This is a genomic window from Neorhizobium sp. T7_12 (assembly GCF_002968535.1).
GTDB classification, from domain to species: Bacteria; Pseudomonadota; Alphaproteobacteria; order Rhizobiales; family Rhizobiaceae; genus Neorhizobium; species Neorhizobium tomejilense.
Map to the genome: position 1 here is coordinate 34,860 of NZ_PVBK01000017.1, position 20,470 is coordinate 55,329.

Consider the following 20,470-nt stretch of genomic DNA (forward strand, 5'->3'; position numbering starts at 1 on the left):
CTAAAACTCGATGCCGGCCTGGGCCTTCACGCCCGCCTTGAAGTGGTGTTTGACCAGCGACATCTCGGTCACCATGTCGGCGGCCTCGATCAGCGCCGGCTTGGCGTTGCGGCCGGTGACGACCACATGCAGATCCGGCCGCCGTGCCTGTAGCGCGGCGACGATCTTGTCGAGATCGAGATAGTCATAACGGAGCGCGATGTTGAGTTCGTCGAGGATGACGAGCCCGATCGTCTCGTCCGCCATCAGCTCGAGTGCCTTTTCCCAGGCCTTTTCCGCCGCGGCGACGTCGCGCTTCAGGTCCTGGGTCTCCCAGGTGAAACCCTCGCCCATCGTGTGCCAGACGACGCGGTCGCCGAAGACGGCAAGCGCGGGCTGCTCCCCGGTCGACCAGGCGCCCTTGATGAACTGTACGACGCCGACCCGGCGGTTGTTGCCGAGCATGCGCAGCGCCAGGCCGAAGGCGGCTGTGGATTTGCCCTTGCCGGGGCCGGTATGGACGATGAGAAGACCCTTTTCCTGGGTCTTCTCGGCCACTTCCGCATCCTGAACCGCCTTGCGGTTCGCCATCTTGGCGCGGTGACGCTCGACGGACGCCTCGTCGATCTCCTTCACCGGGAAACAAGCTTCGCCGGAGATCCGGCAGAAGCTCCCTCGCCAGCGCGGAACTTTTCGCGGACGACCCCGGCCAGCGCACCGAGCACCGCCCAGAACACCAGGTTGGTGGCGTAGACGGCGTTGACGAAGCGAGCATGGAGATCCATCGGGACCGCCGTTTCATGGCTTGGCGGCAGCGGCGCGCCGACCAGATGCGGGGCGATCAGCAGCACGATCGCAAGGGCTGCAAACACAGCCGAGCGGGTATAGGCGAGCAGGCCGAGACCCACTGCCGTGCAGACCGCCGTCGAGACCCACCAGATCTGGCGCGGGCCGAGTTCCGCAGCCGGCATGCCGGGCAGTTCCGGCGGCAGGCCGAGGCCGGGCGCGAGAATGACGGCGAGGAAGCCGGCAATGCCGAACATCAGGCCACCGCGCCAGCCCTTGAAGCCGCCGAACGCTTCCGAGGCGGCAACCAGGACAAGGGCAAAACCGATAGCCGACAGCATGTCGGCGGCAGCAGTATAGATGAAACGCTCGAAGCCATCGGCGGGAGCCCAGGCTTCCTCGCCGTGGTGATGCTCGGCGGCGGATGCCGTGGCGCCTGCGGCAGGTGCAGCATCATGGCTGTGGCCCGCCTCGGGCGCGGCATTTTCGAACACTTCCGCCTGCAGGATCAGCGGCACGGTGGAGAAGCTCTGCATCACGGTCAGCAGCAGTCCGGACAAAAGTCCGGCGATCACCGCCGTGAAGACGATGTTGCGAAACAACGACATTGGGGAGAACTCCTCAGTGGCAGGGGAAGGCGAGCGAGTGGCGCGTGTCATGCGCGGCGTTATGGACGACTTCCAGATGCGAGAAGCCGACAAAGCCGACGATGAACAGGCCGAGCAGGGCCGTCATGCTGAGGGGGATGATTTTCGAAGCGGAGAGGCTGACTGCAGCTGCAGCAGAATTCAGTACCATGATCTCGTCCTTTCGCCCTCCACCCGAGGGCCGTTCACGTTCTTTGCCGCCTCTGGCAGGTCTCCTGGCTCGCGGATCGGACGCCTTCTCCCGCCTTCCCAGGATACCGTTGACCGGATTTCCCAGTGGCTTGACGGCCGGACGGCCGTTTTGGTCGAAGACTTTCCGCTTACAGTTGCGGGGGCAGCCGCGGGTTGGACGGCAGAATTCCGTCGCACCGCATTCCCTCTAAAACCCTTTCGGGCACCATAGGCTCGGTCACTATAGACGAATTCGGCGTCACGGCAATCGCCTTTGCGACGCATTGACATGGGCCTGCGACCGGGCTTACTTGAAGAGAGATGGTCCCTTTCCGGCAACGGGGAGGGCTAAGAGAGAATGCGGTGCGATCCCTTTTTCAGGATCAATGCCGCGGCTGCCCCCGCAACTGTAGGCGGCGAGCCATTGCCTAAAACGGCCGTTCGGCCGTCAAGCCACTGGGAAATCCGGCCAACGGTATCCTGGGAAGGCAGGCAAATGGCGACGACCCGCGAGCCAGGAGACCTGCCGTCCGATTAATTTTGCTTCACCGGGCGGGGTGCTCCGGAGGAAGTTTCTCGATCACCGCAGAGGGATTTCGACCTTCTGCTCCGCGCCCCGATTTTTCGACCCCGGCGGGAACGCGGCTGACCGATGAGTGACCACCGACCAGATGATCCGGCAACCGCCGGCCCGGCAGATGTGACGATTTTCGTCTGCACCAATTGCCGTGACGCGTCCGACGGCGAAATCCGACCGGGCATCGCACTGATCGCGGCGCTGCGCGAGGCAGCAAGCGGCAAGCCGCTCGCGGTCAAGCCCGTCACCTGCCTTGCAAATTGCGAAAAAAGCCCGAGTGCCGCCTTCAACCACAAGAGCGGCTGGTCCTATGTCTTCGGCCACCTGTCGCTCGACAATGTCGAGGACATCGTCACCGGTGCGATGATGCTGGCCGAGGACGAGCGCGGCTTCCTTCCCCTTCGCGGTCGCCCGACCTGCCTGCGCGGCAAGGGCATGACGGCCCGTATTCCACCCTTTCATCACCACGAGGACATGCCATCATGAGCGTTTCGTTCGACCGCGTTCCCTGCACCGTCGTTACCGGGTTCTTAGGCGCCGGCAAGACCACGCTGATCCGCAACCTGATCGAAAACCTGAAGGGCAAGCGGCTGGCGATCATCGTCAACGAATTCGGCGATGTCGGCATCGACGGCGACGTGCTGAAGGGCTGCGGCATCGAAAGCTGCCCGGAAGACAACATCATCGAGCTTGCCAACGGCTGCATCTGCTGCACCGTGGCGGACGATTTCGTGCCGGCGATCGACCGGATCCTGGCCATCGAACCCCGCGTCGATCACATCCTCATCGAGACCTCCGGCCTCGCGTTGCCAAAACCCCTCGTCCAGGCCTTCCAGTGGCCTGACGTCAAGGCACGGGTGACTGTCGACGCGGTGATTGCCGTCGTCGACGGACTGGCGCTTGCCGAAGGTCGCGTAGCCGACGATCACGAGGCGCTGGAAGCGCAGCGCGACGCGGACGGCTCGATCGACCATGACGACCCGGTCGAGGAAGTGTTCGAGGACCAGGTGGCGTGCGCCGACATGATCGTGCTCACCAAGAGCGACCTCCTGGATGCCGCCGGCCTCGCGACCGCCAGGGATCGCGTGTCCGCCCATCTGCCACGTGCCGTAAAAATCGTCTCGGCCGCCAACGGCGCCATCGATCCGGCCGTGCTGATCGGCCTCGGCCTCGCCGTCGAGGACGATATCGAAAACCGCAAGACCCATCACGACGACGAACTCGACCACGATCACGACGATTTCGACAGCTTCGTCGTCGATCTGGCCGCAGTCACCGACGCCGAACAGCTCGCCGCACGCATTTCCGCGACGGCGGAGGCGGAAAACGTGCTGCGCATAAAAGGCTTCGTGGAAGTCGCGAACAAGCCGATGCGCCTGCAGGTTCAGGCGGTAGGATCGCGCGTGAACCATTATTTCGACCGCGCCTGGGCACCCGGCGAAGCGCGGACAAGCCGCCTCGTCGTGATCGGCGAAAAAGGCATCGACCGCGCCGCGATCGAAAGGATGCTGGCCGCATAAGAAGGCCCGAGGGAAGGATGCACATACTCGCCACCACATCGTCGTCGCTTGACGACCTCATCGAACCGGTCGACCTCAACCAGTCGCCGGCCGATGTGGTGGTGCTGTCCTTTTCCGGCAGCGACCTGAACGGCATCGCGGCCGTCTGGGGCTCAAACTTGCCGAGCCTGCGGCTGACCAGCCTTTCCGACCTGCGCCATCCGATGTCCGTCGATCTCTGGATCGAGAAGACGGCGGCCCATGCCAAGATCATCCTCGTGCGCATTCTCGGCGGTTACGATCGCTGGTCCTACGGTGTCGAGGAGCTTTCGCGGCTGGCGCGCCGCAGGAAGATCGCGCTGGCGCTGCTGCCCGGCGAATGCAGCATCCGCGACGAACGGCTGATCGCGGCCTCGACCGTTGCGGAAGACCGGATCGCCGGCATCCTGAGCTGTTTCCGCGAGGGCGGTCCGGCGAATATGCGGCTTCTGGCGACGCTGCTGACGACGCTGGCCGAGGGCAAAACGGAAACGCTGCCGCAGGCAGCCCCGGTGCCGAAGGCCGGCTATTACGCACCCGGAACAGGCATCGTCGAGGCCAATGAACTGCTGGCCCGCTTTACGCCGGATGCGCCGCGCCTGCCTATCCTGTTCTACCGCTCCATGCTGCTTGCGAATGACGCGGCGCCGATCGACGAGCTGTTCCAAGCAGTGAAAAAGCGTGGTTTTGCACCGGTGCCGATCTTCGTCGGCGGGCTGAAGGAGCCGGATGCACTGGCCTTCGTCGAACAGGCGGTCTCGGACCTGAAACCTGCGGCCATTCTTTCCACCACCGCCTTTGCCAGCGGCACCGACGGCAACGGCGAAACGATTTTCGACCGCACCGGCGTGCCGGTCTTCCAGATCGTCGTCGCCACGACCCGCCGCGATGGCTGGGCGGAGAACCGGCGCGGCCTCAACCCTGCCGACCTCGCCATGCACGTCGTCCTGCCCGAGCTCGACGGGCGCATTCTTGCCGGCGCGATCTCCTTCAAGGCAGGCGAAAGCTCCGCCAACCTCGTCAACCAGCCGGAACCGGACCGGATCGAACAGGTCGTCGAGCGTATCGCTGCCTTCCTCCGGCTCAAAACCACGCCACGGCCCGGGCGCAGGATCGTCATCCTCATGCCGGACTACCCGAGCGCACCGGGCCGTACCGGTTATGCCGTGGGTCTGGACGTGCCGCAGAGCGTGCTCGGGATGCTGCACGAACTATCGGTTGCCGGCTATGGTGTTTCAGATATCCCCGAGACTCCGCGTGATCTCCTGGACCGCCTGAGTGCCAAATCCGCCGGCCACGTACGCTCCGCCTACGATCCCCTACCCGTTGCAGAGGCGGCGTGGGGCGGGACCGAAGCCGACGAAGACTTCAGGGACGGCGCTTTCCGTTTCCGCGCCGCGAGCTTCGGCAATATCACCGTCGCGCTCGCGCCCGATCGCGGCCGCAATGCCGATCGCCGCGCCGACTATCACAGCCCGGACCTCCCCCCGCGCCACGCGCTGATCGCCTTCGGCCAATGGATGCGCGAAACGCTCGGCGCGCATGCGATCGTCCATGTCGGCGCGCATGGGACACTCGAATGGCTGCCAGGCAAGACCGTGGCGCTGTCGAAGGATTGTTTTCCCGAGATCGTCACCGGCGGGCTGCCAGTCATCTATCCCTTCATCGTCTCCAATCCCGGCGAGGCGGCGGTCGCGAAACGGCGGATCGCCGCCGTCACCATCGGCCATCTGCCGCCGGTCCTGGCCGGCGCCGGTCTTTCCGACGAACAGAAAAAGCTGGAACTGCTGGTCGACGAATATGCCCAGGCCGACGGGCTCGACCGCCGCCGCCGCGACCGGCTGTCCAAGCTGATCGTCGAGACCGCCCGCGACACCGGACTGGCCGGCGAGGCCGGCGTTTCGAACAGTGACGATCCGGATGCGGCGCTCACCCGCATCGACGCATTTCTCTGCGATCTCAAGGACTTTTCGATCAAGGACGGCCAGCACGTTTTCGGGCAGGTGGCGCCCGGCGATGACGATACGCTGCGCGTCCAAAGTGCCGAAACCGAACGACAGGCCTTGCTCGACGCACTGGACGGCAAGCACATCCGCCCAGGCCCATCCGGCGCCCCGGCCCGCGGCCGCCGCGACGTGATGCCGACCGGCCGCAACCTCTTCGCCAGCGATCCGCGCACGCTTCCGACGCCGACCGCCTTCGAACTCGGCAAACGTGCGGCCGACGAAATCCTGCGGCGTTATCTCCAGGATCACGGCGACTGGCCGAAAAGCCTTGTCTTCGATCTCTGGGGCAGCGCGTCCCTGCGCAGCGGCGGCGAGGAAGTCGCCCAGGTTCTGGCGCTGATGGGGGCGAGACCCGTGCAGGATACGGCGACAGGCCGCGTCACCGGCATCGAAGTCCTGCCGCCGGCAGCGCTCGGCCGCCCGCGCGTCGACGTGACGCTGAGGATTTCCGGCCTGTTCCGCGACATGTTTCCGGCTCTCATCGCCCTGCTCGACGCCGCGATGCGCGCCATCGCCAGCCGCGAGGAAGCGTCGGGCGACAATCCCCTGGCCGAAGAGACACAAGCGCTCGGGCACGTACCGTCGCGCATCTTCGGCTCGGCACCAGGCACCTATGGCTCCGGCATCGAGGAAAAGCTTGCCGACGGCACTTGGGGCGAACGCGAGGAGCTGGGTCGCATCTATCTCGATGCGACGAGCCATTCCTTCGGCGGCGCGGAGGGCGATGCCAGCCACGTGCCCGGCCAGTTCGCAAACCGCATCGGCACCGCCGATCTGCTGATCCATACGGGCGACGATCCCGGCCGCGACCTGCTGGACGGCTCGGCCGATGTCGCCTTCATCGGCGGATTTGCGGCGGCAGTCGCGGCACTCGGCGGCAAGGCGGACGTGATCGCACTCGACACCACCGATCCTCAAAAACCTCGTGCCCGTTCGATTTCCGAAGCTGTGACCCGCGTGGTGCGCGCCCGCGCCGTCAATCCGCGCTTCATCGCCGGCCAGATGCGCCACGGCCCGCGCGGCGCAGCGGAACTGGTGGAAACGGTCGACCGCCTGATCGGTTTTGCCGAAACCACCCATGCCATTCCGCAATCGCTGATCGAGGCGACCTACGACGCCTATCTCGGCGATGAAAAGGTTCGCGACTTCCTGCTGAGCCAGAACCCGGAAGGCGCACGCTTCATGGCAGAGCGGTTCCGCTCGGCGCTTCGCCGCGGCCTCTGGCATCCCCGCCGCAACGCGGTCGACGCTGAGCTCGAAATGCTCACCCGGGAGAAGGTCGCATGACGGCGCTCTCCCTCGATCGAAGCACGCTGGATATGCGCCGCGGCGCCTGCCCCGCCCTGTCGGCCCCGATGATGACCGGTGACGGGCTTCTCGCCCGCGTCGCGCTGACGGACGCGATCACCTCGGCACAACTCGCCGAACTCTGCCGGATGGCACTGCGCCATGGCAACGGCGTTCTCGATATTTCCGCCCGCGGCAACCTGCAAGTCCGGGGACTGAGCGAGGCCTCGGCTCCCGTTCTCGATGCCGATGTCCGCGCGCTGAACCTGCCGCTTCGCGAGGGACTTGCTGTCGAAACTCCGCCGCTGGCGGGGATGGACGACACCGAGATCGCCGATCCGCGCCCGATAGCCGAGGCGATCCGCCAAGGTGTGCGCGACATCCTCGGCCTTGCTCCAAAGATGTCGGTGGTGGTTGACGGTGGCGGGCGGCTCAGGCTTTCCGACCTCCTGGCCGATATCCGGCTCACCGCCGTTTCCAGCGATGAAGGCATCTACTGGACCCTGCTTTTGGGCGGGACCGAAGCAACCGGCCGTGTTTTCAATGTTTTACGTGAAACAGAGGCCGTCTCCGCCACTCTGGCGCTGCTTCGAAAGCTCGGCGAAAAGGGACAGAAGGCGAGGGGACGCGATCTCGCCGCCGGGTTGCCCACGAACGATGTGCCCAGCCGGCCAGCCTCGCCTTTCGGCACCTTCCGCCTCTCCGAAGATCTTTTCGCGGCAGGCATCGGCCCGGCCTTCGGTCAGGCAAAAGCCGAGGACCTGATCGCTCTTTGCGACGAAGCCGAGCGACTGGGAATACAGTCCCTGAAACCGGCCTTCGACCATTCGCTCCTGTTTTTTGGCACTCGAACCGCCTGCGAAGCTCTGACCGTTTTTGCCGGCAGCAACGGCTTCGTCACCTCGCCGAGCGATCCGCGTTCGGCGATTGCCGCTTGTCCCGGAAGCCCCGCCTGCAATTCCGCAACCGTCGCCACCCATGAACTCGGCGCCAAAGCGGCGGAAGAGTGCGGCGATCTGCTGGACGGCTCGTTCAAGCTGCACGTGACCGGCTGCCCCAAGGGCTGCGCCCATCCGCAGCCGTCAGCGCTTGCACTCTGCGGAACGGCCGCCGGCCTTTCGCTTATCGCCGGAGGAAAAGCGGCCAACGAGCCCTTTGCCTCGGTCGCTTTTGCCGATACCAACAACTCCCTTCGCCGCATCGCCGATCTTGTCCGAGACGAAAGGCGCGCAGGGGAAAATTCCGCCGCCTGCCTCGCCCGTCTGGGACCGCGCCGGCTTGCTGCGGCCGTTACGTCAGGAAGATCATGAACAGTTACGATTACATTCGCGAAGGCGACGCGATCTACGAAAAATCCTTCGCGATCATCCGCGAGGAAGCGGATCTCTCGCCTTTTTCGTCGGAACAGGCTGAGATTGCGGTCCGCATGATCCACGCCTGCGGGTTGGTCGAGGCGGCTCAGCATTTCCGATTTTCCAAGGATTTCGTCGCGCAGGCGCGAGGCGCGCTGCATGCCGGCAAGCCGATCTATTGCGATGCTGAAATGGTGGCGCACGGCATTACCCGCGCCCGCCTGCCGGCCCATAACCAGGTGATCTGCACGCTGCGCGACAGCCGCACGATCGAGCTGGCAAAGACCATCGGCAATACCCGCTCGGCTGCCGCGCTGGATCTCTGGGACGATCTCGAAGGCGCAGTCGTTGCGATCGGCAATGCGCCGACCGCGCTCTTCCGCCTGCTCGAAATGCTCGACGCCGGCGCGCCGCGTCCGGCTGCCATCATCGGCATGCCGGTCGGTTTCGTCGGCGCTGCGGAATCCAAGGAAGCGCTGATGGAAGCGACGCTCGGCATTCCCTATGCGATCGTGCGCGGGCGCATGGGCGGTTCGGCGATGACGGCTGCCTGCGTCAACGCGCTGGCGAGGGCCGGACTGTGAACGCGGCACTCATCAAGGGCAGGCTCACCGGCGTCGGCACCGGACCCGGCGACCCCGAACTGCTGACGCTGAAGGCGGTACGTGCCATCCAGGAAGCGGACGTGATCGCCTTCTTCTGCAAGAAAGGCAGCAGCGGCAACGGCCGCGCCATCGTCGAGGCACATATCCGGCCAGGTACGCTCGAATTGCCGCTGGTCTATCCGGTCACGGTCGAGACCCACAAGGACGAAGCCGATTATCGCGGTCCGATCGCCGATTTCTTCGATCGCTCCGCGGACGACATTGCCGCACATCTCGATGCGGGCAGGCACGTCGCGGTACTGAGCGAAGGCGACCCGCTGTTCTACGGATCGTACATGCACCTGCATGTGCGGCTGGCCGGCCGCTACCACGCGGAAGTCATCGCCGGCGTCACCGCCATGTCCGGCTGCTGGTCGATGACCGGCATGCCGCTCGTCCAGGGCGACGACATTCTAAGCGTGCTGCCAGGCACGCTGTCCGAAGAGAAGCTTGCGGAGCGGCTTGAAAACACCGACGGCGCAGTGATCATGAAGGTCGGCCGCAACCTGCCAAAAATCCGCCGGGCGCTGGCCTCCGTCGGAAAACTGTCCGGAGCGCTCTATGTCGAGCGTGGCACGATGGCGAACGGCGCAGCGCAGCGTCTGGAAGAGCGCGACGAGAGCCCTGCCCCGTATTTCTCGATCGTCCTCGTGCCCGGCTGGAAGACACGGCCATGACAACCGGTTCGTTGACCGTCGTCGGCCTCGGCCCCGGCAATCCCGACCAGATGACGCCGGAGGCGGCCGCCGCAGTGACGTCTGCGGAGGATTTTTTCGGCTATTTTCCATATATCGACCGTTTGAACCTCCGCCCCGACCAGCGCCGCCACGCATCCGATAACCGGGAGGAACTGGTGCGCGCCCGTGCCGCGCTCGAAATGGCGGCGGGCGGAGGCAAGGTCTGTGTCGTCTCGGGCGGCGACCCCGGCGTGTTCGCCATGGCCGCCGCAGTCTGCGAGGCGATCGACGAAGGTCCGGCCCTGTGGCGCGAGATCGATTTTTCGGTCGTTCCCGGCATTACCGCCATGCTGGCCGTCGCGGCCAAAGCCGGTGCGCCGCTCGGCCATGATTTCTGCGCCATCTCGCTTTCGAATAATCTGAAGCCGTGGGATGTGATCGAGAAACGCCTGGTCGCAGCGGCGACGGCCGGGTTCGTGATGGCCTTCTACAACCCGATCAGCAAGGCGCGCCCGCATCAGCTCGGTGAAGCCTTCGCTATTCTGCGCGCCCACCTGCCCGGCACCGTGCCGGTGATCTTCGGCAGAGCGGCAGGCCGACCGGATGAAGTCATCCGGATCGTGCCGCTTGCCGAGGCGGCAGGCGATATGGCCGACATGGCGACATGCGTGATCGTCGGCACTGCGGAAACGCGGCTGATCGAGCGGGAGAACGGGCGCCCGATCGTCTATTCCCCGCGTTACTTCAGGGGCACCGGCGCATGATCGAGCCAGGCGAGCATCTCCTCCACGGTCTCGACGGACGGCACATCCGGCAGGTCCGGACGGCGGATCAGGACGACATCGATACCAAGTTCACGCGCAGCGGCGATCTTGCCGTAGCTCGCCGGACCGCCGCTGTTCTTGGCGACGATGACCTCGATGCCGTGGTCTTGGAGAAGCTGGGCCTCGTCCGCCTCTTCGAAGGGGCCGCGCGCGGTCAGATAGACGGCGTTCGGGACGGAAAGCGGCGGCTCGACCGGATCGACGCTACGGACCAGGTAATGGTGCCGGGGCGCGGCCTCGAAGGGCAGAAGTTCCTGCCGGCCGAGCGTCAGGAATGCTTTTCGGGGGACCTTTCCCAGCGCATTGACCGCATCGGCGACACCGTCGACATCGATCCAGCGGTCACCGGGCTGCCTCACCCAGGCCGACCGTCGCAGGGCGACAAGCGGAACGCCGGAAATCTCGGCGGCTTTGGCAGCATTGCGGGAAATCTGAGCTGCATAGGGATGCGTCGCATCGATCAGGATCGAGATGCCTTTTTGCCTGAGATAGGTGGCAAGCCCTTCGGCACCGCCAAAACCGCCGACACGCACCGGCACGGGTTGCTCGGCCGGCGCGCGTGTGCGCCCGGCAAGCGACAGCTCCACGGCAAACCGCGGATCGCCGGCGAGCTTTCCGGCCAGCGCGCGGGCTTCCGCCGTACCGCCGAGAATGAGGATGGAACGTTGCAAGATGCCTCCTGAATCAGTTCGCAAACCTTTAAACCAAAGCCGCTGGCTGTCCATCGTCGGCATCGGCGAGGACGGCGTACCGGGCCTCGGCGACAATGCCCGCTCGGCAATTGCATCCGCCGTCGTTGTCTTCGGCGGCAGGCGGCATCTGGAACTGGCAGCCTCCGTTATCACCGGCGAAGCCCGGCAGTGGCCGACACCGTTTGATGCAACAATGCGCGACGTCGTGGCGCTGTGTGGCCAAAAGGTCTGCGTGCTGGCCTCCGGAGACCCTTTCTTCTTCGGCGTCGGCGCAACGCTGTCCCGCCATGTCGCGCCTGAAGAATATACCGCCTATCCTGCCCCCTCGGCCTTTTCTCTGGCCGCCCCAAGGCTCGGCTGGCCGCTGCAGGACATCGAAATGGTGTCATTGCATGGCCGTCCGCTCGATCACATCCGACCGCTACTGCATCCTGGCCGGCGGATCATCGCGCTGACATCCGATGAAAACGGGCCGGCGGCGCTGGCGGAGCTTTTGTCCCGCACCGGTTTCGGGCCTTCTCGGATAACTGTTCTGGAATCTTTGGGCGGCGCGGCGGAACGTATCCGTTCACAACAGGCGGATGAGTTTGCGCTACCGGATATCGATGTGCTGAATGTCGTCGCCATCGACGTGAAGGCCGAAGCTGGAGCCTTTATCCTTCCGCGCGCTTTCGGGTTGGACGATACGCTGTTCGAACATGACGGGCAGATCACCAAGCGTGAAATCCGGGCGCTGACGCTCTCGGCACTGGCTCCGCACCGCGGCGAACTGTTGTGGGATATCGGCGCCGGCTCGGGTTCGATCGGCATCGAGTGGATGCTGGCCGATCCTTCCCTGAAAGCGATTGCGATCGAAGCCAACGCCAATCGGTCAGCACGGATGGGGCGGAATGCTTTGGCATTCGGCGTGCCTGGCCTGCGCATCGTCGAAGGTGAGGCGCCGGCGGCTCTGGCCGGCCTGCCGCAGCCGGATGCGATCTTCATCGGCGGCGGCGGCAGCGAGCCTGGCGTTTTCGATCATGCCCTGGAGGCGCTGAAGCCCGGCGGGCGGCTGGTCGCCAATGCCGTGACGCTGGAAATGGAAGCGGTTCTCCTGGCAGCGCATGCGAAACTCGGCGGCGAGCTGATCCGCATGGAGGTTTCGCGCGCAGCGCCGATCGGCGGCATGTCGGGCTGGAAGCCGGCCATGCCGGTCACCCAATGGAGCTGGACGAAACCAGGAGTGAAACCATGATTGCCGCAGGTCTCGGCTGTCGCAAGGGGGCGTCCGCGGAGGCGCTGCTTTCGGCGCTTTCTGCCGCCTGCGCCGAGGCGAATATTTCACGTGAATCCGTCTCCCTTCTGGCAACCGGCGAGATCAAGCGGCATGAGCCGGGGATGATCGAGCTTGCGGAGCGGCTGCGCCTGCCCTTGCAGATTGTCGACGAGGCGGCGCTGAAACAGACGGAAGCCCGAACCAGAACCGTTTCGCAACACAGCCTTGCGCAAACCGCCACGCCAAGCCTTTCCGAAGCCTCTGCACTGGCCGCGGCCGGCGAGGCTTCGGAACTGATTGTCGCGCGGCTGATCGCCGATGGCGCCACCTGCGCGCTGGCACGCTCGAAGGACCATTCATGACCGTGCATTTCATCGGCGCCGGACCGGGCGCCGCCGACCTCATTACCGTGCGCGGCCGCGATATTCTCGCCCGCTCGCCCGTCTGCCTTTATGCCGGCTCGATCATGCCGAAGGAACTGCTCGACTATTGCCCGAAGGATGCGCGGATCGTCGATACCGGGTCGCTGTCGCTGGACGATATCGAGGCGGAATACGTGGCGGCACATCAGGCCGGCCAGGATGTCGCGCGGCTGCATTCCGGCGATCTTTCCGTCTGGAGCGCCGTCGCAGAACAGATCCGCCGGCTGGAGAAGCACGGCATCAACTACACGCTGACGCCGGGCGTGCCCTCCTTCGCTGCCGCCGCCGCGGCTCTGAGGCGGGAGCTGACCATTCCGGAAGTGGCGCAGAGCCTGATCCTCACCCGCGTGTCCGGCCGCGCTTCGAAAATGCCGGATGGAGAGACGCTGGCAGCCTTCGGCGCCACCGGCGCGACGCTGGCAATCCACCTCGCCATCCACGCGCTCGACCGCATCGTCGCGGAACTGACACCGCTTTATGGCGCCGATTGCCCGGTCGCAATCGTGGTTCGCGCCTCCTGGCCGGAAGAACGGATCATCCGCGGCACGCTTGCCGATATCGAGGCGAAGCTGGCGGCGGAGCCAGCCGAACGCACGGCGCTGATTTTCGTGGGCAAAGGCCTGGGCGCTGCCGATTTTGTCGAGAGCCAGCTCTACAATGCCGATTATGTGCGCCGCTTCCGTCCCGGCTGGCCTCAGGCCGGCGACAAGGATTCCGAATGATCGGACGGCGTAAACGCGGTCCGGCCGACCAACCGGCCCTCGCGATCGAAGACCAGAATTTCCAGCGCGACCTCAGGCTGTTTGAGCGCCTTGGCGGCCGTCTTCCAGGCGAGCGCGGCAATCCGGTCGCCCAGCGCCAGTCCGTTTTCGCCCGCGAGCGCGAACGCCTGGGATACGGTATTGGCAGCCGCTATCTGCGCCGCAAGCTCGTCGCTCGCCCCGGCTTCACCGGCGAGTTTCGCCAGAGCTTCGAGATCGGCCAATCCGCGCTTGGAGTGGACGTCGAGCATACCCTGCGCGAGCTTGGTCATCTTGGCGACGCCACCGGCGATCGTCACTTTCGGCACCGGATGATCGCGCAGATATTTCAGCATGCCGCCGACGAAATCGCCCATGTCGATCAGCGCGATCTCGTGCAATCCATGATGCGCCTGCACCGCCTTTTCGGACGTGTTGCCGGTGGCGCCTGCCACATGATCGAGCCCGGCGGCACGCGCCACGTCGATGCCGCGCCAGATCGAATGGATCCAGGCCGAACAGGAAAAGGGAATGACGATCCCCGTCGTGCCGAGGATCGATATGCCGCCCACGATTCCGAGCCGGCCGTTCAGCGTCTTCTCGGCAATTTTTTCCCCATCGGCGACGGAAATCTCGACCTCGAAATCGGCCTCACCGCCGGCGACCTCGGCGATCGCCTGGGCGATCATCTTGCGCGGCACCGGATTGATGGCGGGTTCACCGACGGGCAGCGGCAGACCGGCGCGGGTGACGGTGCCAACGCCTTCGCCGGCCTTGAAGGTGATGCCGCTGCCGGCCGCGCCGCGCCGCACGGTGCTCTTGATCAAGGCCCCATGGGTGACGTCCGGGTCATCGCCGGCATCCTTGATGATCCCGGCTCTCGCAAATCCCTCGCCGGTCTCTTCGACGGCGAGGGCGAAAGACGGCGTCTGCCCGCCGGGCAAAGTCACCATGACCGGATCGGGAAATTTTCCGGAAAGGAGGGCAAGACAAGCCGCCTTGCTCGCCGCCGCCGCACAGGTTCCCGTGGTCCAGCCACGACGAAGGTTCTTGCCATCCACTTCCATGGCCGTTTCTATAGCCCGACCGGGCCCGAGCGTCACCGGTCAAAGGTCCGCATATGAATGAAAGCATCGAAACTATCGTCGCAGCACCCGTCTTCGAGCCCGGCCATGTCTGGCTCGCCGGCGCCGGCCCCGGCCACCCGCGTTACCTGACGCTGGAAGTCGCTGACGCGATCGGCAAGGCGGACGTGATCGTCCATGATGCGCTGGTCTCCGACGGCGTGCTGTCGCTCGCGACGACCGCCGAACTTGTCTTCGTCGGAAAACGCGGCGGCAAACCCTCCGTCGCCCAGGATGACATTACCGGCCTGCTGATCGAACTCGCCCGCAAGGGCCGGCGTGTCCTGCGGCTGAAGGGCGGCGATCCCTTCGTGTTCGGGCGCGGCGGCGAGGAAGCGGAAGCGCTTGCCCGGGAAAACATCCCGTTCCGCGTCCTGCCGGGCATGACCTCGGCGCTGGCGGCTCTCGCTTCCGCCAATATTCCCGCGACGATGCGGGGGATGAGCCGCGCGATCACCCTTGCGACCGGCCATGCGGCCGGCAGTCCCGGCGACCTGGACTGGAAGGCGCTGGCGAAAACCGGCGAGCCGATCGTCGTTTATATGGGCGTCAGCACGATCGGCACGATCGCCCGGCTGCTGATCGAAGGCGGGTTGCCGCCGGAAACGCCGGTCGCGGTGCTGATGGCGGCGACGACGCCGGACGAACGCTCGCTGACCGCAACGCTTGCAACGGTCGAGGCCGAGGTCGCGCGGCAGAAATTCGCCGCGCCCGCCCTGATCGTCATCGGCCGGATCGTCTCCATGCAGGCCGTCCTGTCGGGAGGCAGACCATGACCGCCCGCGCGCTCATCATCGGTGCGCCGCGTTCCGGCTCCGGCAAGACCAGCGTCACCATCGGCCTGCTGCGTGCCTTTGCCCGCCGCGGCGTCAAGGTGCGCGGCATCAAGACAGGCCCGGATTATATCGATCCGGGTTTCCACGAGGCCGCGACGCATCGGCCGGGCCTCAACCTCGACAGCTGGGCGATGGCGCCGGATTTGCTGCGGCACCTGGCTCGCGGACAGGCGGAGGATGCAGAGCTGCTGCTGATCGAAAGCGCCATGGGCCTTTTCGACGGCATCGTCAGCGAAGAGAACCGATCGGGCGCGGCCTCGGATCTCGCCCGGCTGTTCCGCCTGCCCGTGCTGCTGGTGTTGGACGTCTCCGGCCAGTCCCAGACCGCGGGCGTGATCGCCTATGGCTTTGCTCATTACGATCCGACCGTGAAGATCGCCGCCTGCGTGCTCAACCGGGCCGGCAGCGAGCGGCACAAGAAACTGTGCGGCGATGCCATCCAGGCGGCCGGGATTCCCGTCGTCGGCACCGTCCTGCGTGATCCCTCGCTGGTTCTGCCCGAACGGCATCTCGGCCTGGTGCAGGCGAGCGAACATCCGGAAATGGACGCGCATATCGAACGGTTGGCCGACGCCATGGAGGCTTCGCTCGACCTCGATGCTATCTACGCCGCCGCAAAACCCTTCAATATTCCCAGCGGTTCGGCGGAAAAATCCCTGCGTCCGCCCGGCCAGCGGATCGCGCTGGCGCAGGATGCCGCCTTTACCTTTCTCTACCCGCATCTGATGCGCGAATGGCGCTCCGCCGGCGCGGAGGTTGTTCCCTTCTCGCCCCTGGCCGATGAAGCGCCGACTGTCGGCTGCGACGTCTGCTGGCTGCCGGGTGGATACCCCGAACTGCATGCCGGACGGCTTGCGGCGGCCGAGAATTTCAAGACCGGCCTAGCGCGATTTGCGGAAACGAAACCGGTTCACGGAGAGTGCGGCGGCTACATGGTGCTCGGAGAAACGCTGGAGGATGCCGATGGCGTGACGCACGCCATGACCGGTCTCCTGTCCCACCGCACCAGTTTCGCCAAACGCCGGATGAACCTCGGTTACCGCCAGGCGGAGATCGCCGAGAACAGCCCGCTCGGCGGCAAGGGCGATACGATCCGCGGCCATGAGTTTCACTATGCCAGCGTTGTTTCGCCGGGCACAGACGCCGCCTTTGCAACGATCGCCGACGGTGGCGGCAAGCCGATCGGTCCGACGGGCGGCCGCCGGGGCGGCGTTAGCGGCGCCTTTTTCCACGCGATTGCACGCGGCTAACCGGCAGCGGCTGAAAGCGCCCGAAGCGCCGCAACCGCACGTTCGGCGTCCGCTGCCGGCACGAAGATATGGTCGTGGTAATAGGCCGCGACGACATTCGCGCTGACGCCCTCCTTGGTGAGCGCCGCCGCCATCGCCGCAGTCATGCCGACCGCTTCCAATGAAGAGTGCACCATCATGGTAATGCAGCGAAGCGGCATGCTTGAGGCGAGCTCGGCCTTTTCGGCAACCTCTCTCGGCAGGATCAGTGTCAGGCCTTCCTTCTCGAAGAACAGTCCGATCGGCTTCAGCGCCAGATAATCGTGCATTTTCTCGGGCGGCACAGTCGCATAGACGAATTCACCGTCGACAAGAACCGGCTCAAGGCTCGCAAGCAAGGTGGAAAGGTCGGTGATTCCGCTCATGAGGCCTCCAAAGATCGCTCCATAACCGAGGTTAAGACGGCGATTCACGACCCGCAAGACCCGATATCGCTTCCAAAATAATCGCCCGCGCGGCAAATCCTGTCTTGCGCGTCCCTCGCCAGCTTTTAGTCTGCGCTGCTACGAGGCTAAGCCCCTCGAAGGATTGATTTCTAAAAGCAAGGTGTTCCGGTGACGGATTTCGAAAAGACCCGCTCGCTCTTCTATCTGCCGGAAGGCATGATCTATCTCGACGGCAATTCACTCGGACCGCTGCCGCTTGCAGCCAGGGAACGCGTGGCGCGGCTGATGACCGACGAATGGGGCGAGCTGCTGATCAAGGGCTGGAACAAGGCCGGCTGGATGGCGATGCCGCGGCGGATTGGCGACCGGGTGGCCAAGCTGGTCGGGGCGGTAGAAGGCACGGTCGTCATGGGCGACACCCTGTCGATCAAGGTCTACCAGGCGCTCGCTTCGGCATTGGAACTGGTGCCGGAACGCAAGGTCGTATTGTCAGACAGCGGCAATTTTCCGTCCGACCTTTATATGGCGCAGGGCCTGATCGGCTCGCTCGGCAAAGGTCTTGAGCTGAAGATCGTCGAGCCGGAAGAGGTCGAGGCCGCGATCGACGAAACCGTCGCCGTGGTCATGCTGACGGAGGTGGACTACCGCACCGGGCGGCTGCACGACATGAAGGCGCTGACCGAAAAGGCGCACGCCGCCGGCGCGATCACCGTCTGGGATCTTGCCCATACGGCCGGGGCCCTGCCGGTCGATCTTTCCGGTGCGGACGCGGATTTCGCGGTCGGCTGCACCTACAAATACCTCAACGGCGGGCCCGGCGCGCCGGCCTTCATCTATGTCGCGCCGCGCCATGCGGACAAGGTGCGGCCGGCGCTGTCCGGCTGGCTGGGGCACGAACAGCCCTTCGCCTTCGATCTCGGTTATCGTCCGGGCGGCGGCATCGACCGCATGCGGGTCGGCACGCCGCCGATCATCGGGCTTGCGGCGCTCGACGCAGCGCTCGATGCCTGGGACGGCGTCGACATGGCGGACCTGCGGCGGCAGTCGATAAAACTCTGCGATCTGTTCGTCGCGGAAGTCGAAAGGCGCTGCCCGATGCTGAAGCTCGGTTCCCCCCGCGACGGGACGAAGCGCGGCAGCCAGATTTCCTTCCTGCACGAGGAAGGCTATGCGATCATGCAGGCCCTGATCGCGCGCGGCGTGATCGGCGATTTCCGCGCTCCGAACGCCATTCGTTTCGGCTTCACACCGCTCTATATCGGCGAGGCCGAGGTGTTGGGAGCAGTGGATATCCTCGAAGACATCATGACCAATCACCTCTGGGACACCACCGAATATAGACAGCGGGCTCTGGTGACCTGATCGGATGACGGAAGAACGGCCTACGTCCCCCCGAAAGCTCTCCAAGGTCGTGCCCTACCGGCTCGCGCGCAGCAACGCGGAAATGATGAAGCTCGTCAGCCTGCTTTGCGAGGCCAACGGTTTCAAGCTGAACATCTGGCGGGTCATGTCGGCGATCGGCACCTATCAATCGATCTCGCCGATGGAGATCGGCAAGCTTACGACGATCGACAAGGCGATGGTGTCGCGCGCGATCCGCGAACTCGTGGACCGTGACCTGATCGACCGGCGCGCCGACGCACGTGATGCGCGATGGGCCCAGATCCAGCTGACGGCAGCAGGAACAGCCGTCTACGAAAAGATGGTTGCCGGCATCGATGCTCTCGAGAAACACATGTTCGGCGATCTGCCGCCCGAAAAGACCGCAGCATTCATGGACATGCTCGAACTGATCGAACGTCGCGCCAGGTTGGCCCGTGATATGGTGGAATTGAACGGTAAAGCCGGTTTGGCGCGGCTGTTGGGGCACGATGCCGAGTAAGGCTTGCGGACGCCGGTTGCATCCGAACCGGCCTTCGTAAGCTTTACATAACCATTATCAGAATTGTTTACAAAGAAACAATCTCCCTGTAAACAAATGGCAGGGCGGGAGGAGATCGCCCGCTTTTGTCCTGGGAGGATCCTATGAAGAACCGGTTTTTTGCTGGAATGGCGCCTGTTGCCGTCCTGTCCTTGTCCTTGTTTGCAAGCTCTGCACTGGCCGACATCACGATCGGTGTGACCATATCGTCGACCGGCCCCGGTGCGGCGCTCGGTATTCCGCTGAAGAACTCCGTCGAATTGTGGCCGGCCGAAGTGGGCGGGGAAAAGCTGAAGGTCATCGTTCTCGATGATGCCGGCGACCCCTCGGTTGCCACCACCAATGCTCGCCGCTTCGTCAACGACGACAAGGTCGATGTCATCGTCGGTTCCGCGCTGACCCCCGCCTCGATCGCTGTTGCCGGTGTTGCCGGCGAAACCAGCACGCCGCATCTCTCCTGCTCGCCGGTTCCGCCGACCATTTCCAAAGGCAAGTGGACCTTCGTGATGCCGCAGGATGCCGGCCTGATCGCCAGGAACCTGTTTGCCAAGATGAAGGCCGATGGCGTCAAGACGGTCGGTTATATCGGCTTCTCGGACAGCTACGGCGACCTGTGGATGGGCCAGTTCAAGGCGATCGGCGAACAATACGGCCTGAAGGTCGTCGCCGACGAGCGTTATGCCCGTCCCGACACCTCCGTTTCCGGCCAGGTGCTGAAACTCGTGGCCGCGCGTCCGGACGCCGTCTTCGTCGGCGCCTCCGGCACCGGTGCCGCGCTGCCGCAGATCGGCCTGCGCGAACGTGGCTTCGCCGGCAAGATCTACCAGACCCATGGCGCCGTGACCTTCGACTTCCTGCGCATCGCCGGCAAGGCTGCCGACAACACGATCTTCGCCTCTGGCCCGGCCATGGCGCCGGAAGCCCTGCCCGATACCGCCGAGACCAAGGCCGAAGGCATGGCCTACGTCACGGCCTACGAAAAGAAGTTCGGTCCCGGTACTCGCACCCAGTTCGGCCCGCATATCAACGACGCCATGGCCATCCTGAAGAAGGCCATCCCGGTCGCGCTGAAGAAAGCAAAGCCCGGCACGCCGGAATTCCGCGCGGCTCTGCGTGACGCCATCGAAACCGGCGGCCCGTTCCCGGCGAGCCAGGGCGTCTTCAACTTCAAGGCCGACGATCACCTCGGCCTCGACGACCGCGCCGTCGTGCTGTTCACAGCCAAGAACGGCAAGTTCGAGATCACCAAGTAAGCGGGCAAGTAAACGAGGCCCGGCGTCCACGCCGGGCCTTTTTGCAGCGTCTTTTCTGTTATCG

At 64.9% G+C, this 20,470-nt stretch carries 21 protein-coding genes and 2 riboswitches; of the genes, 15 read left to right on the plus strand and 6 right to left on the minus strand.

The window, feature by feature from the left end:
• The 3 genes from cobO to C5J26_RS25840 are packed head-to-tail and all read right to left on the minus strand — an operon-like array spanning nucleotide 1 to nucleotide 1,563.
• A complete protein-coding gene (gene cobO / locus C5J26_RS25830; protein WP_037087557.1) occupies nucleotides 1–615 on the minus strand; it encodes a cob(I)yrinic acid a,c-diamide adenosyltransferase in 615 nt (204 codons plus the stop codon).
• Nucleotides 612–1,373 (minus strand): CbtA family protein, encoded by a 762-nt coding sequence (locus tag C5J26_RS25835; protein WP_105404380.1) that lies wholly within the window; start codon nucleotides 1,371–1,373, stop codon nucleotides 612–614. The genes cobO and C5J26_RS25835 overlap by 4 nt, the downstream gene beginning before the upstream one ends.
• A gap of 13 nt (nucleotides 1,374–1,386) precedes the next feature.
• On the minus strand, nucleotides 1,387–1,563 hold the full coding sequence (locus C5J26_RS25840; RefSeq protein WP_080956597.1) for a CbtB-domain containing protein: 177 nt from the start codon (nucleotides 1,561–1,563) through the stop codon (nucleotides 1,387–1,389).
• A 36-nt stretch (nucleotides 1,564–1,599) separates the two neighbouring features.
• Nucleotides 1,600–1,829: riboswitch (cobalamin riboswitch) on the minus strand.
• 59 nt (nucleotides 1,830–1,888) lie between these two features.
• A riboswitch (cobalamin riboswitch) is annotated at nucleotides 1,889–2,129 on the plus strand.
• A gap of 106 nt (nucleotides 2,130–2,235) precedes the next feature.
• On the opposite strand from C5J26_RS25840, the gene C5J26_RS25845 reads away from it, so the two are divergent.
• The 7 genes from C5J26_RS25845 to C5J26_RS25875 are packed head-to-tail and all read left to right on the plus strand — an operon-like array spanning nucleotide 2,236 to nucleotide 10,428.
• Entirely contained in the window at nucleotides 2,236–2,646 is a 411-nt protein-coding gene (locus tag C5J26_RS25845) for a DUF1636 domain-containing protein (RefSeq protein WP_038547130.1), read from the plus strand.
• Nucleotides 2,643–3,680, plus strand: a complete 1,038-nt coding sequence (gene cobW / locus C5J26_RS25850; RefSeq protein ID WP_105404381.1) for a cobalamin biosynthesis protein CobW — start codon at nucleotides 2,643–2,645, stop codon at nucleotides 3,678–3,680. The genes C5J26_RS25845 and cobW overlap by 4 nt, the downstream gene beginning before the upstream one ends.
• Nucleotides 3,681–3,697: 17 nt before the next feature.
• On the plus strand, nucleotides 3,698–6,991 hold the full coding sequence (gene cobN, locus C5J26_RS25855; protein ID WP_105404382.1) for a cobaltochelatase subunit CobN: 3,294 nt from the start codon (nucleotides 3,698–3,700) through the stop codon (nucleotides 6,989–6,991).
• The gene (gene cobG, locus C5J26_RS25860) at nucleotides 6,988–8,301 is read left to right on the plus strand and encodes a precorrin-3B synthase (RefSeq protein WP_245441274.1); all 1,314 of its coding nucleotides are present in this window, start codon (nucleotides 6,988–6,990) and stop codon (nucleotides 8,299–8,301) included. Before cobN ends, cobG begins: the two co-directional genes overlap by 4 nt.
• A complete protein-coding gene (locus C5J26_RS25865) occupies nucleotides 8,298–8,927 on the plus strand; it encodes a precorrin-8X methylmutase (protein WP_105404383.1) in 630 nt (209 codons plus the stop codon). Before cobG ends, C5J26_RS25865 begins: the two co-directional genes overlap by 4 nt.
• Nucleotides 8,924–9,664: a precorrin-2 C(20)-methyltransferase gene (locus C5J26_RS25870; RefSeq protein WP_105404384.1), complete on the plus strand. Its 741-nt coding sequence runs from the start codon at nucleotides 8,924–8,926 to the stop codon at nucleotides 9,662–9,664. The genes C5J26_RS25865 and C5J26_RS25870 overlap by 4 nt, the downstream gene beginning before the upstream one ends.
• Nucleotides 9,661–10,428 carry a precorrin-3B C(17)-methyltransferase gene (locus C5J26_RS25875; protein ID WP_105404385.1) on the plus strand — a complete coding sequence of 256 codons (768 nt, stop codon included), beginning with the start codon at nucleotides 9,661–9,663 and terminating at the stop codon, nucleotides 10,426–10,428. Before C5J26_RS25870 ends, C5J26_RS25875 begins: the two co-directional genes overlap by 4 nt.
• Here the strand turns inward: C5J26_RS25875 and C5J26_RS25880 are convergent.
• On the minus strand, nucleotides 10,404–11,159 hold the full coding sequence (locus tag C5J26_RS25880) for a cobalt-precorrin-6A reductase (RefSeq protein ID WP_105404386.1): 756 nt from the start codon (nucleotides 11,157–11,159) through the stop codon (nucleotides 10,404–10,406). The genes C5J26_RS25875 and C5J26_RS25880 overlap by 25 nt on opposite strands.
• Before the next feature lies 1 nt (nucleotide 11,160).
• Between C5J26_RS25880 and cbiE the strand changes: the two genes are divergently transcribed.
• The 3 genes from cbiE to cobM are packed head-to-tail and all read left to right on the plus strand — an operon-like array spanning nucleotide 11,161 to nucleotide 13,579.
• Entirely contained in the window at nucleotides 11,161–12,414 is a 1,254-nt protein-coding gene (gene cbiE, locus C5J26_RS25885) for a precorrin-6y C5,15-methyltransferase (decarboxylating) subunit CbiE (protein WP_105404387.1), read from the plus strand.
• Nucleotides 12,411–12,797, plus strand: a complete 387-nt coding sequence (locus C5J26_RS25890; protein ID WP_172746074.1) for a cobalamin biosynthesis protein — start codon at nucleotides 12,411–12,413, stop codon at nucleotides 12,795–12,797. The genes cbiE and C5J26_RS25890 overlap by 4 nt, the downstream gene beginning before the upstream one ends.
• Nucleotides 12,794–13,579 (plus strand): precorrin-4 C(11)-methyltransferase, encoded by a 786-nt coding sequence (gene cobM / locus C5J26_RS25895; protein WP_105404389.1) that lies wholly within the window; start codon nucleotides 12,794–12,796, stop codon nucleotides 13,577–13,579. The genes C5J26_RS25890 and cobM overlap by 4 nt, the downstream gene beginning before the upstream one ends.
• Here the strand turns inward: cobM and C5J26_RS25900 are convergent.
• Nucleotides 13,552–14,664 (minus strand): cobalt-precorrin-5B (C(1))-methyltransferase, encoded by a 1,113-nt coding sequence (locus C5J26_RS25900; protein ID WP_105404390.1) that lies wholly within the window; start codon nucleotides 14,662–14,664, stop codon nucleotides 13,552–13,554. The genes cobM and C5J26_RS25900 overlap by 28 nt on opposite strands.
• A 53-nt stretch (nucleotides 14,665–14,717) precedes the next feature.
• On the opposite strand from C5J26_RS25900, the gene cobA reads away from it, so the two are divergent.
• Both cobA and C5J26_RS25910 read left to right on the plus strand, forming a co-directional pair.
• A complete protein-coding gene (gene cobA, locus C5J26_RS25905; RefSeq protein ID WP_105404391.1) occupies nucleotides 14,718–15,497 on the plus strand; it encodes a uroporphyrinogen-III C-methyltransferase in 780 nt (259 codons plus the stop codon).
• Nucleotides 15,494–16,807, plus strand: a complete 1,314-nt coding sequence (locus tag C5J26_RS25910) for a cobyrinate a,c-diamide synthase (protein WP_105404392.1) — start codon at nucleotides 15,494–15,496, stop codon at nucleotides 16,805–16,807. The genes cobA and C5J26_RS25910 overlap by 4 nt, the downstream gene beginning before the upstream one ends.
• Here C5J26_RS25910 and C5J26_RS25915 read toward each other — a convergent pair.
• Complete coding sequence (locus C5J26_RS25915) at nucleotides 16,804–17,211, minus strand: ACT domain-containing protein (RefSeq protein WP_105404393.1); 408 nt, start codon at nucleotides 17,209–17,211, stop codon at nucleotides 16,804–16,806. The genes C5J26_RS25910 and C5J26_RS25915 overlap by 4 nt on opposite strands.
• A 189-nt stretch (nucleotides 17,212–17,400) precedes the next feature.
• Between C5J26_RS25915 and kynU the strand changes: the two genes are divergently transcribed.
• From kynU to C5J26_RS25930, 3 genes are all read left to right on the plus strand, one after another.
• The gene (gene kynU / locus C5J26_RS25920) at nucleotides 17,401–18,594 is read left to right on the plus strand and encodes a kynureninase (RefSeq protein WP_105404394.1); all 1,194 of its coding nucleotides are present in this window, start codon (nucleotides 17,401–17,403) and stop codon (nucleotides 18,592–18,594) included.
• A 4-nt stretch (nucleotides 18,595–18,598) separates the two neighbouring features.
• A complete protein-coding gene (locus C5J26_RS25925; protein WP_105404395.1) occupies nucleotides 18,599–19,114 on the plus strand; it encodes a MarR family winged helix-turn-helix transcriptional regulator in 516 nt (171 codons plus the stop codon).
• Between the two features lie 143 nt (nucleotides 19,115–19,257).
• Entirely contained in the window at nucleotides 19,258–20,406 is a 1,149-nt protein-coding gene (locus C5J26_RS25930; protein WP_046636773.1) for an ABC transporter substrate-binding protein, read from the plus strand.
• Nucleotides 20,407–20,470 lie beyond the last annotated feature (64 nt).

What these genes read in the sequence shown, in the direction of transcription:
- cbiE (WP_105404387.1), top strand. Translation starts at nt 11,161, where the DNA reads ATGCCTCCTGAATCAGTTCGCAAACCTTTAAACCAAAGCCGCTGGCTG.
- cobN (WP_105404382.1), top strand. Translation starts at nt 3,698, where the DNA reads ATGCACATACTCGCCACCACATCGTCGTCGCTTGACGACCTCATCGAA.
- cobM (WP_105404389.1), top strand. Translation starts at nt 12,794, where the DNA reads ATGACCGTGCATTTCATCGGCGCCGGACCGGGCGCCGCCGACCTCATT.
- C5J26_RS25930 (WP_046636773.1), top strand. Translation starts at nt 19,258, where the DNA reads ATGAAGAACCGGTTTTTTGCTGGAATGGCGCCTGTTGCCGTCCTGTCC.
- C5J26_RS25915 (WP_105404393.1), bottom strand. Translation starts at nt 17,211, where the DNA reads ATGAGCGGAATCACCGACCTTTCCACCTTGCTTGCGAGCCTTGAGCCG.
- C5J26_RS25835 (WP_105404380.1), bottom strand. Translation starts at nt 1,373, where the DNA reads ATGTCGTTGTTTCGCAACATCGTCTTCACGGCGGTGATCGCCGGACTT.
- cobG (WP_245441274.1), top strand. Translation starts at nt 6,988, where the DNA reads ATGACGGCGCTCTCCCTCGATCGAAGCACGCTGGATATGCGCCGCGGC.
- C5J26_RS25900 (WP_105404390.1), bottom strand. Translation starts at nt 14,664, where the DNA reads ATGGAAGTGGATGGCAAGAACCTTCGTCGTGGCTGGACCACGGGAACC.
- C5J26_RS25925 (WP_105404395.1), top strand. Translation starts at nt 18,599, where the DNA reads ATGACGGAAGAACGGCCTACGTCCCCCCGAAAGCTCTCCAAGGTCGTG.
- C5J26_RS25845 (WP_038547130.1), top strand. Translation starts at nt 2,236, where the DNA reads ATGAGTGACCACCGACCAGATGATCCGGCAACCGCCGGCCCGGCAGAT.
- C5J26_RS25890 (WP_172746074.1), top strand. Translation starts at nt 12,411, where the DNA reads ATGATTGCCGCAGGTCTCGGCTGTCGCAAGGGGGCGTCCGCGGAGGCG.
- cobA (WP_105404391.1), top strand. Translation starts at nt 14,718, where the DNA reads ATGAATGAAAGCATCGAAACTATCGTCGCAGCACCCGTCTTCGAGCCC.
- C5J26_RS25875 (WP_105404385.1), top strand. Translation starts at nt 9,661, where the DNA reads ATGACAACCGGTTCGTTGACCGTCGTCGGCCTCGGCCCCGGCAATCCC.
- C5J26_RS25840 (WP_080956597.1), bottom strand. Translation starts at nt 1,563, where the DNA reads ATGGTACTGAATTCTGCTGCAGCTGCAGTCAGCCTCTCCGCTTCGAAA.
- cobW (WP_105404381.1), top strand. Translation starts at nt 2,643, where the DNA reads ATGAGCGTTTCGTTCGACCGCGTTCCCTGCACCGTCGTTACCGGGTTC.
- C5J26_RS25865 (WP_105404383.1), top strand. Translation starts at nt 8,298, where the DNA reads ATGAACAGTTACGATTACATTCGCGAAGGCGACGCGATCTACGAAAAA.
- C5J26_RS25910 (WP_105404392.1), top strand. Translation starts at nt 15,494, where the DNA reads ATGACCGCCCGCGCGCTCATCATCGGTGCGCCGCGTTCCGGCTCCGGC.